Annotated in this window: 14 protein-coding genes and 1 tRNA gene; 10 read left to right on the top strand and 5 right to left on the bottom strand. The window is 67.7% G+C overall.

The window, feature by feature from the left end; genetic code table 11:
- Window positions 1-58 precede the first annotated feature (58 nt).
- The 3 genes from ACFWJ8_RS03700 to ACFWJ8_RS03690 form a co-directional block, all read right to left on the bottom strand.
- Window positions 59-859, bottom strand: coding sequence for a MerR family transcriptional regulator (locus tag ACFWJ8_RS03700; protein WP_378809078.1), 801 nt, complete (start codon window positions 857-859; stop codon window positions 59-61).
- Between the two features lie 77 nt (window positions 860-936).
- Window positions 937-1,305 (bottom strand): hypothetical protein, encoded by a 369-nt coding sequence (locus ACFWJ8_RS03695; RefSeq protein ID WP_378809076.1) that lies wholly within the window; start codon window positions 1,303-1,305, stop codon window positions 937-939.
- A 38-nt stretch (window positions 1,306-1,343) separates the two neighbouring features.
- A complete protein-coding gene (locus ACFWJ8_RS03690) occupies window positions 1,344-1,598 on the bottom strand; it encodes a helix-turn-helix domain-containing protein (protein WP_378809074.1) in 255 nt (84 codons plus the stop codon).
- Window positions 1,599-1,793: 195 nt separating this feature from the next.
- Here ACFWJ8_RS03690 and ACFWJ8_RS03685 point away from each other — a divergent pair, with 195 nt between their 5' ends.
- On the top strand, window positions 1,794-2,666 hold the full coding sequence (locus ACFWJ8_RS03685; protein ID WP_378809072.1) for a metallophosphoesterase: 873 nt from the start codon (window positions 1,794-1,796) through the stop codon (window positions 2,664-2,666).
- Window positions 2,667-2,702: 36 nt separating this feature from the next.
- On the opposite strand, the gene ACFWJ8_RS03680 is transcribed toward ACFWJ8_RS03685, so the two are convergent.
- On the bottom strand, window positions 2,703-3,125 hold the full coding sequence (locus ACFWJ8_RS03680; protein WP_378809070.1) for a hypothetical protein: 423 nt from the start codon (window positions 3,123-3,125) through the stop codon (window positions 2,703-2,705).
- A gap of 158 nt (window positions 3,126-3,283) precedes the next feature.
- On the opposite strand from ACFWJ8_RS03680, the gene ACFWJ8_RS03675 reads away from it, so the two are divergent.
- Entirely contained in the window at window positions 3,284-4,366 is a 1,083-nt protein-coding gene (locus ACFWJ8_RS03675; RefSeq protein WP_378809068.1) for a hypothetical protein, read from the top strand.
- Window positions 4,363-6,045 carry a hypothetical protein gene (locus ACFWJ8_RS03670; protein WP_378809066.1) on the top strand — a complete coding sequence of 561 codons (1,683 nt, stop codon included), beginning with the start codon at window positions 4,363-4,365 and terminating at the stop codon, window positions 6,043-6,045. The genes ACFWJ8_RS03675 and ACFWJ8_RS03670 overlap by 4 nt, the downstream gene beginning before the upstream one ends.
- A gap of 213 nt (window positions 6,046-6,258) precedes the next feature.
- Here the strand turns inward: ACFWJ8_RS03670 and ACFWJ8_RS03665 are convergent.
- Window positions 6,259-6,342: transfer RNA gene (locus tag ACFWJ8_RS03665), tRNA-Leu, on the bottom strand.
- 155 nt (window positions 6,343-6,497) lie between these two features.
- Between ACFWJ8_RS03665 and ACFWJ8_RS03660 the strand changes: the two genes are divergently transcribed.
- The 7 genes from ACFWJ8_RS03660 to pknB all read left to right on the top strand — a co-directional run bounded on the left by ACFWJ8_RS03660 (window position 6,498) and on the right by pknB (window position 15,456).
- Window positions 6,498-7,241 carry an FhaA domain-containing protein gene (locus ACFWJ8_RS03660; RefSeq protein WP_378809063.1) on the top strand — a complete coding sequence of 248 codons (744 nt, stop codon included), beginning with the start codon at window positions 6,498-6,500 and terminating at the stop codon, window positions 7,239-7,241.
- The gene (locus ACFWJ8_RS03655) at window positions 7,238-7,783 is read left to right on the top strand and encodes an FHA domain-containing protein (protein ID WP_378809061.1); all 546 of its coding nucleotides are present in this window, start codon (window positions 7,238-7,240) and stop codon (window positions 7,781-7,783) included. Before ACFWJ8_RS03660 ends, ACFWJ8_RS03655 begins: the two co-directional genes overlap by 4 nt.
- Window positions 7,784-7,801: 18 nt before the next feature.
- Complete coding sequence (locus ACFWJ8_RS03650) at window positions 7,802-9,040, top strand: PP2C family protein-serine/threonine phosphatase (protein WP_378809058.1); 1,239 nt, start codon at window positions 7,802-7,804, stop codon at window positions 9,038-9,040.
- Between the two features lie 8 nt (window positions 9,041-9,048).
- Entirely contained in the window at window positions 9,049-10,431 is a 1,383-nt protein-coding gene (locus ACFWJ8_RS03645; protein WP_378809056.1) for an FtsW/RodA/SpoVE family cell cycle protein, read from the top strand.
- A gap of 69 nt (window positions 10,432-10,500) precedes the next feature.
- Window positions 10,501-11,961 (top strand): peptidoglycan D,D-transpeptidase FtsI family protein, encoded by a 1,461-nt coding sequence (locus ACFWJ8_RS03640; RefSeq protein WP_378809053.1) that lies wholly within the window; start codon window positions 10,501-10,503, stop codon window positions 11,959-11,961.
- Window positions 11,958-13,688 (top strand): serine/threonine-protein kinase, encoded by a 1,731-nt coding sequence (locus ACFWJ8_RS03635; protein WP_378809050.1) that lies wholly within the window; start codon window positions 11,958-11,960, stop codon window positions 13,686-13,688. The genes ACFWJ8_RS03640 and ACFWJ8_RS03635 overlap by 4 nt, the downstream gene beginning before the upstream one ends.
- A gap of 79 nt (window positions 13,689-13,767) precedes the next feature.
- Window positions 13,768-15,456, top strand: a complete 1,689-nt coding sequence (gene pknB, locus ACFWJ8_RS03630; protein WP_378809047.1) for a Stk1 family PASTA domain-containing Ser/Thr kinase — start codon at window positions 13,768-13,770, stop codon at window positions 15,454-15,456.
- Window positions 15,457-15,480: the final 24 nt, after the last annotated feature.

Genomic DNA, 15,480 nt, shown 5'->3' with positions numbered 1-15,480 from the left:
AGGGCGACGTCACCAGGGTGACTCTGCCTTCAGCGATCAAGCAGCAGGCGGCGGAGTCTCAAGCTGTGGTCGGCGACACGGGGATCGCAATGTCCATGACATCGCCGGTGACCCCAGTTCCGAAGGTTGGGTAATAGATCTCCCGGTTCGGTCCAGTCCGGTTCGCACCGTGAAGGAAGGACAGGTGGTCATGAACCGCGACGACGAGCGCTTGGTCGGTTGCCTGGGCCTGTTGGAGGGCGACGAATACCTCCGTGTGAGCGGGATCAAGGACGATCTCCATGTCGGACCGCGGTGAGATCCGGCCACCAAAGGGAGCACAGACGCGGAGCGTGGCAGGGAAGGTCTCGACGGCTCTGGCACAGTACTCGACGAAGAGCGGACCGGTGACGGGCGCATCGGCCTCACCCAGAGCCGCAAGCAAGCGCTCTGCCAGCGAGGGAAGCACCCGCGGGATGTCTGAGAGGACCACTTCGCCGCCTACGCGAAGAACTGCCCTGTCCGGAGTCTCGCGGCTGCGCAGCTCCAGCCCGTGCTGCAGCTTGGATCGCCCAGCCAATGCGTCACGTGCATGCTCGCCGGCCAGATCCATCTGCACTGCGGCAGTCCGGCGCACGGCCCAAACCTCATCGAACGCCTGGATGATGTCGTCGGCGTCGAGAACGGCCCGTACATCCGTCAGTGAGAGATCAAGGCCGCGAAGGAGCGCGATGCGCCGTGCCCGTTCTGTTTGCGTGCTCTCGTACACGCGCCGGTTCATCTCGTCGCGGCGCGCCGTCAGCAGTCCTTTGTCCGTGTACAGGCGCACTGCCTTCTCGGATAGCTCAGCGTGAGATGCGATCTGGCCGGTTGTCAGCATGCGACCAAGCTATGGGCTGCCCTTGGGGCAGGTGCAAGCATCGGGCAACACAGGTCGAGGGTGGGTGGTCCCGCCGCTCAGCGCGGCGCCTCGTCGTGCCAGCCCACGATGTCCCTGAGGCGGGCTTGCTGGAACGAGTTCAACTCGGCATGCCGCTGCACCTCGATCCACTCGAGCTCGACCTCTGTGACACCAGGGTCAGTCAACACTGGCAGGCGGCCAAGCTGACGCGCGATCCAGCCGATCCGCATCGCCATCGCTGCCCACCGGTGAGGAGCGGTGTTCGTTTTGAGACCGAGCAGGACGTCGTCGGCTGCCCGGTAGTACCGAAGCGACTCGCGTTGATCCGGCGTCAGACTCTCCGCCGGCTCTAGCAGCAACAAGCCGATCTGCCCGGCATGGGTCGGCGGCTGACAATCGGACAGAGTTCCTGTGGTCGTTTCCATACGCGGTTCATGCGCGGCGTCGCACCAGTTCGCGACGCTTACAACTCGGCGTCCGCGAGGAGTTCGGCGACCGTGGTACCCATTGCGCGGGCCAACGCGGTCAGTGTCCACAGCCGAGGGTTGGAAGGTTCCGGCTCGCCTTTTGCGCTCTCGACGACGCCGGCCTCGATGAGTTCGAGTTCGCTCGCCGTTATGCCCGCCAGCGTGGCAAGAGTCTCCTCGGGCAGTCCGCGCTCCAGCCGGTGACGACGAACGCTGTCCCCCAAGCGGGACGCGCTTGCTTGATCCCACATAACATGACCTTCTCCGTTGACCTTATTTAGAATACCTTACTTGTATGGTCAACTAAATATGGTCTACCATCAGACACCTGATCTCCTGCATCCACGCAAAGGAGGCGGGCATGTTGGGAAGCACAAACGGATACGACCGTCTCGATCCGTGCGCTGAGTCTCTCGCCGCACTGTCGACGGGAGCCTGCGATGGCAATGACCGCCCGTGAAGTCGCCTCGACAATCCATCTGAAGGAACCGAGCGTGGTTGTCGCCGGCGACTGGCATGGCAACCGGGGCTGGATCGCGCAAGCGATACCTGCGGCAGCGCGCACCGGTGCGCGGACGATGCTGCACCTCGGTGACTTCGGCTTCTGGCCACAGGAGAGCGACGACCTGCTCGCCGACGTGGACTACTGGGTTGCGAGCACGCGACGGTCCGCGAAGGAGCCAGGCATCAAGCGCATCCTGGTCACCCCCGGCAACCATGAGGACTGGTCCGACCTTGCCGCATTGTTCGACGCCGAGCCAGGCCACGCGGTGCGCGCAAGCAGCTCCGTATGGGTGCTGCCCCGAGGGTTCCGCTTTACGATCAGGAACCGATCGCTTCTGAGCTTCGGAGGTGCCGCAAGCCTCGACTTCTCGGAGCGGGTCCCGGGGAAGGTCTGGTGGCCGTCCGAACTCCCGTCGGTGACAGCTGCTGAGGAAGCGGCCTCTAGCGGGCAGGTGGACGTCCTGCTGACGCACGACACAGGAGCACTCCACGGCCCGGGCATCCGAAAGATCCTGACGCGGCGCGAGACCGGACGGTCTCCTGCCGCCCGGGCGTACAGCAGCTACAGCCGAGAATTGGTCACTGCCGTGCTCACCGGGACCAGGCCGTCACTGCACCTTCACGGCCATTACCACTGCCGGGACTCGGCCGCACAGGTGATCGACAGCTCGATGCTCCGGGTGGAGTCGCTCGCTATGGACGGTCAGCCAGGAAACCTCGTCTTGGTCGACCTGACGACGATGTCAGTCGACGACATCGATCCATGGCCACGGCCTGCGCACAGCATGGGCCTGGAACCCACCTTCTCGTTCTGATGCTCTGCGTTTGGAGGTGGACGCGACGATGTCGAATCAGCTGCGCATCGGCGGCCGCGCCCGCCGCAGGACAGTCGGCGGTGCTTTCGACGCGGGGACGGCTGTCACGGTCGGCTCGGCCCATGACGCAAGGTATGCCGCCAGCTGCGCCGCAATCCTCGGAAAGTGCCCCGCCCAAAACGCCAGGTCCGCATATGTCGCACTGCTCTCCCCGCGCAGCATCCTGCGCTGGCGATCCTTGCTGAGACCGGGCAGGTCGCCGATCTGGTCCAAGAACGCAGGCAGGCTCGTCCCCGAGATCCGGAGCTCTTCGCGGACCAGGTTCGCGAGCCGATGCTGCAACAGTGCACCCCGATACCGGTGGTCGGTGGGCTCAACACCGTCCACAGGCGCCAGTGTCTGGCTTACATCGCCGAACGCACTTCGCGGGCTCACAACGCTTCGTGGTTCGAACGCCATCCCAGGTCGATACGCCACGTTCACGTCCCCCATTCCGCACGCATCAGACCAACCTGAATGCGTGATATTTCCCACACAGATGGATGGTTTTCCACCCAAGGCAGAATTCTAAACGCACGCCCCTCCTGTAGCTCACGACGGAGTGCATGGGAGGTGACATGGACAATGAAACCGACCTCACCTACCTCAACCGCATCACCCGCTGGGGTGACACCGAGTGGGCCCGCGGCTTCGCCGAAATCCTCCTCGAATTCCTCGGGCTGTTCCGCACGCCGAACCTCCCCACCAAGGTCAAGAAGGTGCTCGCCCGGTGCAGCTATGCCACGCTGCCGCCTACCGCACTGGCCGTGGTGCTGAGCGAGAAGACTCCGGATGCTGCAATGGACGATCCCGCTGTCGACAGCTTCGTGCGCGACGCAGTCTCGGTGGCTGCGCCTCACACCGCGTACGCGGCAAAGCTCATGGTCCGGCGCGCGGCGCACTTCGTCACCTGGTGCGTACGCGACCAGGGCTGGCCTCTCGACGCCGAGGTGATCTGGAGCGTTCGCGCGATCGAGCTGTACGTGAGCACCGTCCATAGCGAGCTCAAGGAAGGGACTCGACGGAACTACCGGGCACTGCTGATTCGCATCAGCGAAGTGCTCCTACCCGAGCAGCACCCCGAGCGGACAGCGTCCCTCAGCGGGAAGGACACCGCGGAGCCGTACACCCGTGAGGAGATGGCCAAGTTCCGGACCTGGGCGGGCGACCAGCTGACACCAGACAAGCGGGACCGCGCCATGCTGATGCTCGTCCTCTGCGCTGGCGCCGGCGTGCGCCCACGCGAAATCCCCTTCATCTACCACCACCACGTGACCGTTGACGAGGACGGCATCCTCTTGGTCATCGACGCCGAGGATGGCCGGCGGGAGGTACCGCTCCTCGCCGAATGGGAGGAGTGGATGATCGTGCTGCTGGAGCGGCGCCCACGCGGCGCGTCGCTGTGGGGTCCGGTCACCCGTAGCAGCTTCCACAACCTCACCTCCGCATTTACGGAGCGCACGCACGGCGACCCGCCTCGCGCCGACCGGCTGCGGCACACCTGGCTGACCCACCACCTCACGGTCGGCGTCCCCATGAAGGACCTGTTCCGCGCTGTCGGCGTATCCAAGATGGGTCACCTCCCACAACTCCTGGAGCACATCGACTACCGCAGCGAGACGGAGTACCGCCGCATCTTCCGCTCGGAGGACAACGCGTGACCCCGAAGCAGGCAGCCGCAGCGGACCTGTTCGACACCCGCATGCGCGAAGCCACCGGCTACACCCTCGAACAGTACGAACGTGTCCGCGCCGTAGGTCCGACCTCACTCGCCCACGTCCAGCTCTACGGCCGCCTGGTCGACGAGTCGGGGGCTGTCGAGGCTCTGGAGCGCTGGGCGGCGGAAGACCGCAAGTCGAACGCGGGACGCAAGCCGCACATCCCATTCCGCGCGCTGCTCATCCTGCACCTCATGCACACCGATGCCGGCAGCAACCGCTACCACGACGTCGCGAAGACTCTGTTCGCCCGTCTCACCCCCGAGGCCTTCGCGTACCTCGGCATCACCGTCGCCGACGGCACGCAGCAGGAGTGGTACATCCGCTACTGGCGGTCCCTCAACCGCATCCTCGCCCTCACCAGCCCGTGGGAGGTCCCCCGAAACACGTTCCTCAGCGCCGCGGCGTATCGACGCGCCCTCGAGACGTACAGTCAGAAACGGCGTGACCGGATGGACGAGCTCATGAACCGGCTCATCCATGCTTCCGTCCGGCGCCTCCCCGCCGACATCCGCGCGACGTACCGAGGGAACATCGCCATCGACGCGACACTGATTCGCATCGCCGGACGGCCCAATCGCCGTGTTTCCGACCTCGACAATGACCGCATCAACCTCGACGCGATGAGCGGCCCCTACACGCGCGACGGAAACCACCAGGGCAAGGGAAAGCGCAAGGACCTAGCCGGCTGGGAAGCAGAAACCGTCGTCACCGTCCCCAATGCCCCAGGACAGGCAGACAGCTTCCCGATCCTCACCACCGGGCTCACCATGCACCCGCCAGGCAAAATCAAGCACGGCCCACTCATCGCCGTGAAGTTCCATGCACAACTGTTCGACGAGCGTGGCTACCTGATGGTCGACCGCGCCTACAACGGCCTCAAGGCGCACCGGTTCCAGCACCCGACACGCACAATGGGATTCCGCAACCTCTACAACTTCCAGTACCGGAAGGACGCAAAGAGCGGCAAGCAGGGCGCGATCGCCGACGCGATCCTCGTCGACGGCAGCCTCTACGTGAAGTGGATGCCCGAACCGCTCATCAACGCCACCATCGACTACAAGGCGCGCCGCATCGACGAGGACACCTACAACGCACGGCTGGCCGCACGAACCCCCTACCGTCTCAAACCTCACGGTCACCCCGATAACGAGGGTCGGCAGCGCTTCACCTACCCCGACGTCAACAAGCTCATGTGCTTCGACCCCGCCACCGGGAAGCGGGTACGCCCAAAGCTGAGCGGGGGCAGCATCACCCTGCACCCCGACAGCCGCGAGTCCATGGCGATCATCAAGCACCTGCAAGCCCACGAGTTCCGCAGCAAGAAGTGGACCGAGTGGTACGGGCTGCGCAGCCACGTCGAAGGCAACAACCGGTACATGAAGGACGACGCGCACGCCAACCTAGGCGCCGCCGACAAGCGACGCCCTCGCGGTTACGCCTTTCAGGCTCTTGCCGTCGGCGCCGCGGCCGCGGTCACCAACATGCGCCGAATCGTCACGTTCGTGACAGCCGCAGCCAAGCAGGTGCTCTCACCTAAGCAGCTCCGCGCTCGACGACGTCGAGACGAACACGGAAACCGCCTCGAGCACCCCGCAACCGCGACGCAGCTGAACCTCTAGCGCGGGAACCCGCCTCCGAACCGAACACGCCGAACGAGCAGCCCCGAAAGGGGCTACTCGTGCTGGCCCAGTGGGCGGCCGGCGCTGCTCTCGGGAACTGAGCGGCCGAACTGGGGCTGAAACGAAGAAGCCGGTCGGAGGTTTTCGCCTCCGACCGGCTTCTTTCTTCAATTTGCTGAGAGCTCTGCTCGTATTCACGAACAGGGCCTTCTGTGCGCGAGGGGGGAGTTGAACCCCCACGCCCTTTCGGGCACTGGCACCTGAAGCCAGCGCGTCTGCCTATTCCGCCACTCGCGCGAGTCGTGGATCCGAAGATCCGCGAAACTCAACTTCCCGAGGATATCACGCGATCCGCGTGACGCCGAACTCGGCTGATCGGGCAGACGATCCATCGTGCGGACAGACTGTGCAATTAGCATGTAGCAACCGGCATCCCCCTCAAGAGGAGCTCCGTGGGACTACTTGACAGCTTCGAGAAAGGTCTCGAACGCGCTGTGAACAGCGCGTTCGCGAAGACCTTCCGCAGCGGCATCCAGCCGGTCGAGATCGCCTCGGCCCTGCGGAGCGAACTCGACAAGAAGGCCGCGGTGGTCAGCCGCGACCGGATCCTGGCCCCGAACACGTTCACGGTGCGCCTGTCGGCCGCCGACGACGAGCGGATGTCCGCCCTCGGCGACGCACTCACGCACGAGCTCGACACGCTCGTCCACAAGCACGCCAAGGCGCAGGGGTACTCGTTCGCGGGCCCCGTCACGATCACGCTGCGCCGCGACGACCAGCTCGGCACCGGCACGCTGCGCGTGGAGTCGACGACCGCCCAGGGCGGCCGCGTCGCATGGCGCGGGGTCGTCGACGTCGAAGGGCGCCGCATCCCGCTCACGAAGGCACGGACGGTCATCGGCCGGGGCAGCGACGCCGACATCACGGTGGCCGACTCCGGCACGAGCCGCAAGCACGTCGAGATCCTGTGGGACGGCGAGCGCGCCATGGTGCGCGACATGAACTCCACCAACGGCACCATGCTCGACGGGCGCAAGATCACCGAAGCGGCACTGCCGCCCGACGCGACGGTGCGCATCGGCCGCACCGACATCGTGTTCCGCGTGGTCGCGCAGGCCTCCGCACCGCGGCCGCCGGCACCCGTCGACGACGCCACACGCCGATTCGACCTCAGCGAAGGCGGTCCGCTGGCATGAGCGAGCTCACCCTCCTGCTGCTGCGCATCGGCTTCCTCGTGCTGATGTGGGCGTTCGTGTTCGCGGTGGTCTACTCGCTGCGCGCCGACCTGTTCGGCGTGAAAGTGCGCAGGATGCCGGATGCCGCCGCCGCGGGAGCGTCCGGGGCTTCGGCACCGGCTGCCGCGGCTGCCGCTTCGGCGGCCACGGCGCCCGTCGCCGCACCCGCCGCACCCGCTCCGCACGTGGACGGCGGTCCCGCCACCACCTCGACGGTGTCGCGCATCGTGATCACGAGCGGGCCCAAGGCCGGCCTGGAACTGCCGCTCGGCAACGAGCCGCTGACGATCGGGCGCTCCAGCGAGTCCGGGCTCGTCGTCCGCGACGACTACACGTCGAGCCACCACGCACGCCTCGTGCTGTGGGGCGAGCAGTGGATGATCCAGGACCTGGATTCGACGAACGGCACGTGGCACGACGGCGCCCGCGTGGCCTCGCCCGTTCCGATCAAGGTGGGCGCCCCGATCAAGGTGGGCGCGACGACCTTCGAGCTGCGGAAGTAGCGGGCGGACCCCTCGCACATGGTCTTCCAGGGCTCGAGCACCGCGATCTCGCACACCGGCAAGGTCCGCTCCAACAACCAGGACTCCGGGTACGCCGGATCGAACCTGTTCGTCGTCGCCGACGGCATGGGCGGGCACGCGGGCGGCGATGTGGCTTCGAGTCTCGCGATCGCCCGCCTGGAGGGTCTCGACAAGCCCTACGACACGACCTCGACGGCCGAGAGGGCGCTGCGGGACGCGATCTCGGAGGCGGCGGTCGACCTGATCGACACCGTGCACGTGCGGCCCGAGCTCGCCGGCATGGGCACGACGGTCAGCGCGCTGATCATGGTGGACGACTATGCGGTCATCGCGCACATCGGCGACTCCCGCATCTACCTGTACCGCGACGACACGCTGACCCAGATCACCACCGACCACACGTTCGTGCAGCGTCTGGTGGACTCGGGCCGCATCACGCCCGAGGAGGCGCGGTACCACCCTCGCCGATCGGTGCTCATGCGCGTGCTGGGCGACATGGACCCCGACCCCGAGCTCGACACCTTCATCATGCCGACGCAGCCGGGCGACCGCTGGCTGCTGTGCTCGGACGGCCTCTCGGGCGTCGTCGACGACGCCCATACGGCCAAGGCGCTGGGCATGGGACTGGCTCCCGGCCGCACCGCCGACATCCTGCTGAAGCAGGCGCTCGACGGCGGCGCGCCCGACAACGTCACGATGGTGATCGTCGACGTCGGCGGCCAGCACCCGGTGTTCTCGGGCACGGCGACGATCGTCGGATCGGCGTCCAATCCTGCCGGTGTCGAGGTTCCTGCCGCCGCGCCGCGGCGCGCGAGCTGGCTGCACCCCAACAGGCAGGCGGCCAACGAGCCGACGCACTTCGAGCCCGCGCCCGAGTTCCTCGAGGAGCTCATCGAGGAGGACCGCCGGCGGTCGCGGCGCCGCCGCGTCGGGTGGATCGTCGGCCTGGCCCTCGTGCTCGTGCTCATCTCGGGCGCCGTGTGGCTCGGCTACCAGTGGACGCAGACGCGCTACTACGTGGGCGCCGACGAGGACACCGTGGTGATCTACCAGGGCGTGCAGCAGAACATCGGCCCGATCTCGCTGTCGACCCCGTACGAGGACACCGAGATCCCTCTCGATTCGCTGTCGGACTTCGCCCGTGCGACGGTGGAGGGGACGATCTCGGCGAGCTCTCTCGCAGACGCACGCCGTATCGTCGCCGACATCAGTGATCTGGCGGGAGGGAGCGGATGAGCGCGCCTGTGACGACGCCCACCGACGGTGTCTCCGCCGACACCGCCGTGATCCGCGCACTGCGGCGCATCCGCGTCCCGCAGACCCAGCGCAACCGCGAACTGGCTCTGCTGGTGTTCGCGTTCGTCATCAACGGCTCGGCCGTCGCCCTCGTGCAGCTGGGCGCCCTCGGCGCGATCGACTGGACATTCCTGGTCTACTGCGGCGGCCTCACGGCCCTCGTGATCGCCCTGCACATCCTGCTGCGCCTGCGCGCACGGGATGCCGACCCCTTCGTCGTGCCGATCGCCACCCTGCTCACCGGCATCGGCCTGGCGATGATCTACCGCATCGACATCGCGCGCGACCGCCACGGGTGGGACGCGTTCTCGACGCGGCAGCTGGCGTGGGCGGCGATCGCCCTCGTGGCGGCGATCCTCGTCGTGATGTTCCTGCGCAACTACCGTGTGCTGTTCCGGTACACCTACATCTTCGGCCTCGTCGGCATCGTGCTGCTGATCCTGCCGGTCATCCCGGGGCTGGGGACCGATGCGAACGCCGACGTGTGGGTGTCGCTCGGCTTCTTCTCGTTCCAGCCGGGCGAGCTCGCCAAGATCGCGCTCGGCATCTTCTTCGCCGGATACCTCGTCCGCACGCGCGAGAGCCTCACGTCGACGGGGTCCCGCTTCCTCGGCCTCACGTGGCCGCGGGCGCGCGAGCTCGGCCCGCTGCTGGTCATCTGGCTCGTCTCGCTCGGCATCATCGTGATGCAGCGCGACCTCGGCACCGGCCTGCTCATCTTCGGCATGTTCGTCGCGATGCTCTACGTCGCGACCGGCAAGACCAGCTGGGTGCTCATCGGCGTCGTGCTCGCCGCGGGCGGCGCGTGGGTGGCATCCCGGTTCCTGCCGTACGTGGGCAACCGGTTCACGATCTGGCTGGATGCCTTCAACCCCGACCTGATGGACGGCGCCAGCTATCAGCTGGTCAACGGCATCTTCGGCATGGCCAACGGCGGCCTCTTGGGCACCGGTCTGGGTCAAGGCCGGCCGTACCTCACGCCGGTGTCGGAGAGCGACTACATCCTGCCCGCACTGGGCGAGGAGCTCGGCCTCATCGGCGTGTTCGCGATCCTGTGCCTGTACATGGTGTTCACGAGCCGCGGCATCCGCATCGGCCTGGCCGGTCAGGACGACTTCGGCAAGCTGCTCGCGACGGGGCTGTCGTTCACGATCGCGCTGCAGGTGTTCATCATGGTCGGCGGTGTCACGCGCCTCATCCCGCTGACCGGCCTGACGACACCGTTCCTCGCCGCCGGCGGTTCGTCACTCGTCGCCAACTGGATCATCGTCGCCCTGCTGCTGCGCATCTCGGACGCCGTCCGCAGCCGGCCCCGGGTGGTGATCGGCTGACATGACGACCCTTCGACAGGCTCACGGACCGGCATTCGGCCGGCGCGCTCCCCGGCGGGGAGGTGCTTCGTGACCAAGGAACTCCGGCGGCTCAGCATCCTGATGCTGGTCATGTTCCTCGCACTGTTCGGCTCGGTGAGCTGGATCCAGGTGGTGCAGACCGACGAGCTGGCCGCGAACCCGGCGAACAAGCGTTCGCTGTACGACTCGTACGAGGTGCAGCGCGGCTCGATCATCGCGAGCGGCTCGGCGATCGCGTCCTCCGTCCCTTCGGATGACGTCTACAGCTGGCAGCGGGTGTACACGGATGCTGCCATGTGGGCGCCCGTGACCGGCTACATCAACCCCGCACTCAACTCGGCGACCGGCATCGAGCAGGCGATGAACCAGGAGCTCAGCGGCACCGCGGGATCCCAGTTCTTCTCCCGCATCGAGCGCATCTTCACCGGCCAGCCGCCGCGCGGGTCGAACGTCGTACTCTCTCTCGACGCGGACGTGCAGCGCGCCGCCTACGAGGCGCTCGGCACCTTGCAGGGCGCCGTGATCGCGATCGAGCCGTCCACGGGTCGGGTGCTGGCGCTCGTGACGTCACCGAGCTACGACACGAACGTGCTCGCCTCGCACGACACCAACGCCGTCAACGAGGCGTACGACCAGCTGCTCGCCGATCCCGGCAAGCCGCTGTCGGACCGCGCGATCAACGGCGACGTCAATCCGCCCGGCTCGACGTTCAAGCTCGTCGTGGCGTCGGCCGCGCTCGCGTCCGGGGACTACACGCCCGAATCGACGCTGCCGAATCCTGCGCAGTACCAGCTGCCGCAGTCGAGCAGCATCGTGCACAACGCCAGCGGCGGCGCCTGCGGACCCGGCGACACGGTGACGATCGCGGATGCACTCCGCCTGAGCTGCAACATCCCGTTCGCAGAGCTCGCGGTGGAGCTCGGCGATACGGCCATCCGCGAGGAGGCCGAGAAGTACGGGTTCAACCAGTCCTTCGACATCCCGCTGACCTCGACGCCGTCGGGATACCCCCGCACGATCCAGGATGATGCCCAGACCGCGCTCAGCGGCTTCGGTCAGGGCCAGGTCACGGCGACGCCGCTGCAGATGGCGATGGTGTCGGCCGGCATCGCGAACGGAGGAGTGGTCATGAACCCGCGCATGGTGGACCGCGTGATCGGTCCTGACCTTTCGGTGCAGAAGACCTACGACGACACCGAGTTCGGGCGGGCGCTGGATGGCAGGCTGGCCGATGAACTGGTCTCCATGATGGTCGCCAATGTCAGTGACGGTGCTGCGTCGGGTGCAAGAATAGACGGCGTCGACGTGGCCGGAAAGACGGGTACCGCGGAGATGGGCACCGGCGATCCGTACACGCTGTGGTTCACCGGGTTCGCGCCCGCACAGAATCCGCAGGTCGCCGTTGCCGTCGTCGTCGAAGACGGCGGCGGGCAAGGACAATCGGGCAGCGGCAACACGATCGCCGCTCCTATCGCGAAGAAGGTCATGGAGGCGGTGCTGGGCAAATGAGACCGACGCAGGGCGTGACCTTCGGCGGCCGTTACGAACTCGACTCGCGCATAGCGATCGGCGGCATGGGCGAGGTCTGGGAGGCGACCGACCACGTCATCGGTCGCACCGTCGCCATCAAGATCCTCAAAGACGAGTACATGGGCGATCCGGGCTTCCTCGAGCGCTTCCGCGCCGAGGCCCGCCACGCGGCCCTGGTCAACCACGAGGGCATCGCCAGCGTGTTCGACTACGGCGAGGAGAACGGCAGCGCGTTCCTGGTGATGGAACTCGTGCCGGGCGAGGCGCTGTCGACCATCCTCGAGCGCGACGGCTCGCTCTCGACCGACAAGACCCTCGACATCGTCGCGCAGACGTCGGCGGCACTGCAGGCGGCGCATGCCGCGGGCCTCGTGCATCGAGACATCAAGCCGGGCAACCTGCTGATCACGCCCGACGGCCGCGTAAAGATCACCGACTTCGGCATCGCGCGCATCGCCGACCAGGTGCCGCTCACCGCGACCGGTCAGGTCATGGGCACGGTGCAGTACCTGTCGCCCGAGCAGGCGTCCGGGCACCCGGCGTCGCCGGCCACCGACATCTACTCGCTCGGCATCGTCGCGTACGAGTGCCTGGCGGGCAAGCGTCCGTTCACGGGCGAGTCGCAGGTCGCGATCGCGATGGCCCAGATCAACGAGCAGCCGCCGCCGCTTCCGGCGACGATCGCCGCACCCGTGCAGAACCTCGTGATGGCGATGATCGCCAAGAAGCCCGAGGACCGCCCGGCCTCGGCCGCCGCGGTCGCGCGCGCGGCCACCGCGCTGCGCCGCGGGGACGTCGCGGCGGCCGCCGCCGCCGTGCCCGCGATCGCCGGCGGTGTCGTCGCCGGCGAGGCGGCCACGCAGCTGCTCGGCGCGAGCGACACGTCCGCCGCGACCAAGCTCATGCCGTCACCCGGCGAGCCGGCCGCGGAGGAGAACCCCGAGAAGAAGAAGCGCAGCCCGTGGACGTGGCCGCTCATCGCGCTCATCGCCCTGCTGCTGCTCGTCCTGATCGGAACGATCTGGGCCGTGGTCGCCAACCAGGGCGACAGCCCTGAGCCGACCAAGTCGACGCCTTCGCACTCGGCGAGTGCCTCACCCTCGTCGTCTCCGACACCGACTTCGGCGAACGTCGACAAGGCGACGTACGTCGGCCAGGACTGCGACACGGCGGCTGCGGCGCTCGACGACCTCGGGTTCGCCACGCGCTGCGTGCAGGGCAATGCGGCGCCCGACGCGGCGAGCGAGGGCAAGATCTACGACGTCGCCCCCACCGGCAACGTGCCGTTCGCCACGGTGATCGACCTGACCGTCTACGCCGGCCAGGTGCCGATGGACCCGCCCGCGGCTCCGACGCTGTCGAGCCCGATCGAAGAGGGTACGACGGTCACGGTGCAGTGGAGCGGCTACAGCTGCCCGTCGGGCACAGGCAGCGTCAGCGCCTACAACTTCACGGCGACCCAGGGCGTGTTCCCCGTCACCGGGCAGTCCACGGCGGTGTTCCGGCCTGACGAGCGCTCCGGCGACATCCAGGTGACCGGCAAGGCGGGCGCGTCTCTCATCGTCACCTACACCGTCACGTGCAGCGGCGGGTCGGGTGGCGAGCGGACGACCGGCACGTCGACCGAGGCGAGCGGCGTCATCACCGCGACCCCGGAGCCGATCCCGTCGCCGTCGGCGACCGCCGGGGCTCTGCCGAAGCCGTGAGCTCGCTGAGCGGGTCCCGCGCGACGCGGGACCCGCTCAGCCTCGGCTAGTCTGGCTGTTGTTCCAGGCAGGAGTGACCGTGACAGCTGAGCCGCATGTGCTTTCGGGGCGTTACCGCATCGACGAGCCCATCGGCCGTGGCGGCATGGCGAGCGTCTACAAGGGCTATGACCTGACGCTCGGTCGCGACGTCGCGATCAAGATCCTCGATCGCGAGCTCGCCGACGACAATGCGTTCCGTACGCGATTCCGCCTCGAGGCGCAGGCCGCGTCCCGCATGGCGCATCCGACGATCGTCCGCGTCTACGACGCGGGGGAGGACTCGCTGACCGGCCCTGACGGCCGCGTCCGCCCCGTCCCGTTCATCGTGATGGAACTGGTCAAGGGCCGCCTGCTCAAGGACGTCATCGCTGAGGGCCCGGTGCCGGTGACAGATGCCGTGCGCTATGTCGACGGCATCCTCGAGGCTCTCGAGTACTCGCACCGTGCCGGCGTCGTCCACCGAGACATCAAGCCGGGCAACGTCATGGTGACGGATGCCGGCCAGGTCAAGGTGATGGACTTCGGCATCGCCCGCGCGGTGTCCGACAGCTCGTCGACCGTCGCCGAGACGACCCAGATCCTCGGGACCGCCGCGTACTTCTCTCCTGAGCAGGCCAAGGGCGAGCCGGTCGACTCTCGAGCCGACCTCTACTCGACCGGCGTCGTGCTGTATGAGCTGCTGACGGGCCGCCAGCCGTTCCGGGGCGACTCGCCCGTCGCCGTGGCGTACCAGCACGTCAGCGAGGCGCCGGTACCGCCGTCCGAGGTGAACGAGACCGTCCCGCGCACGCTCGACGCGGTCGCGCTGCGCGCCCTCGCCAAGGACCCCTTCCAGCGCTACCAGGACGCCGCGAGCTTCCGCGAGGCGCTGGACGCGACCGTCGACGGCCGCCAGCCGACGAAGCGGCAGGTCGGCGCGCTCACGAGCGAGCTGTACGGCCCGAACCCGCGCCAGGCTGCCGAGACCGCGCGGTCGTTGCGCCAGCTGAGCACCGACACGACGATGAAGCGCACGCAGGCCGGCCCTCCGGTCGCGTGGATCTGGGCAGGCGTGGCCGTGCTCGCGGTGCTGCTCATCTCGCTGCTGTTCTGGGTGCTGACGATCCAGCCGGTCGAGGCGCCGAGCGTGCGCAGCGTGCCGGATGTGGCCGGCTTCACGTACGACAGCGCCAACGAGGCCCTGGCCGAGGAGGACCTTCGGGCCATCCGCGTCGACGAGGAGAGCTCCGAGGTCGCGGAGGGCAATGTGATCCGCACCGATCCTGAGGCCGGCACCTCGGTGGCGCGCGACCAGCAGGTGAGGGTCTACGTCTCGTCCGGCCAGCAGATGTCGACCGTGCCGACCCTACAGGGGCTGGCGCAGGATGCCGCCACGCAGGCCATCACGGATGCAGGGCTCGCGCTCGGCACGATCACCCCGCAGAACGACAAGGATCTCGCGGCGGGAACCGTGATCTCGGCCGACCCGAAGGACGGCTCGACCGTCGCCTCCGGGACGACCGTGAACCTCGTCGTCGCATCCGGTCGCGTGACCATCAAGGACGTCCGCGGCTACACCGCCGATGCGGCGACGCGCGAACTGCAGGATGCCGGGCTCACCGTGACGACGCAGGAAGACCCCGGCTGCCCGGCGACCTCGCCGGCGACGGTGTCGGCGCAGTCGCTGCCGCCCGGCGACGTCCCGGTGCACTCCGAGATCTCGCTCACCGTCTGCACCGGTTCCTGACGACGCGGCCTTCGGGGCCCGCGT

Source organism: Microbacterium sp. NPDC058389 (assembly GCF_042722305.1).
Lineage (GTDB): Bacteria > Actinomycetota > Actinomycetes > Actinomycetales > Microbacteriaceae > Microbacterium.
The sequence above is the reverse complement of the archived record's forward strand: the minus strand, read 5'-3'. Positions and strand labels throughout refer to the sequence as shown.

Excerpts from the sequence above, each read along its gene's own strand:
- ACFWJ8_RS03700 (WP_378809078.1), bottom strand. The coding sequence starts at position 859 with ATGCTGACAACCGGCCAGATCGCATCTCACGCTGAGCTATCCGAGAAG.
- ACFWJ8_RS03695 (WP_378809076.1), bottom strand. The coding sequence starts at position 1,305 with ATGGAAACGACCACAGGAACTCTGTCCGATTGTCAGCCGCCGACCCAT.
- ACFWJ8_RS03690 (WP_378809074.1), bottom strand. The coding sequence starts at position 1,598 with ATGTGGGATCAAGCAAGCGCGTCCCGCTTGGGGGACAGCGTTCGTCGT.
- ACFWJ8_RS03685 (WP_378809072.1), top strand. The coding sequence starts at position 1,794 with ATGACCGCCCGTGAAGTCGCCTCGACAATCCATCTGAAGGAACCGAGC.
- ACFWJ8_RS03680 (WP_378809070.1), bottom strand. The coding sequence starts at position 3,125 with ATGGCGTTCGAACCACGAAGCGTTGTGAGCCCGCGAAGTGCGTTCGGC.
- ACFWJ8_RS03675 (WP_378809068.1), top strand. The coding sequence starts at position 3,284 with ATGGACAATGAAACCGACCTCACCTACCTCAACCGCATCACCCGCTGG.
- ACFWJ8_RS03655 (WP_378809061.1), top strand. The coding sequence starts at position 7,238 with ATGAGCGAGCTCACCCTCCTGCTGCTGCGCATCGGCTTCCTCGTGCTG.
- ACFWJ8_RS03650 (WP_378809058.1), top strand. The coding sequence starts at position 7,802 with ATGGTCTTCCAGGGCTCGAGCACCGCGATCTCGCACACCGGCAAGGTC.
- ACFWJ8_RS03635 (WP_378809050.1), top strand. The coding sequence starts at position 11,958 with ATGAGACCGACGCAGGGCGTGACCTTCGGCGGCCGTTACGAACTCGAC.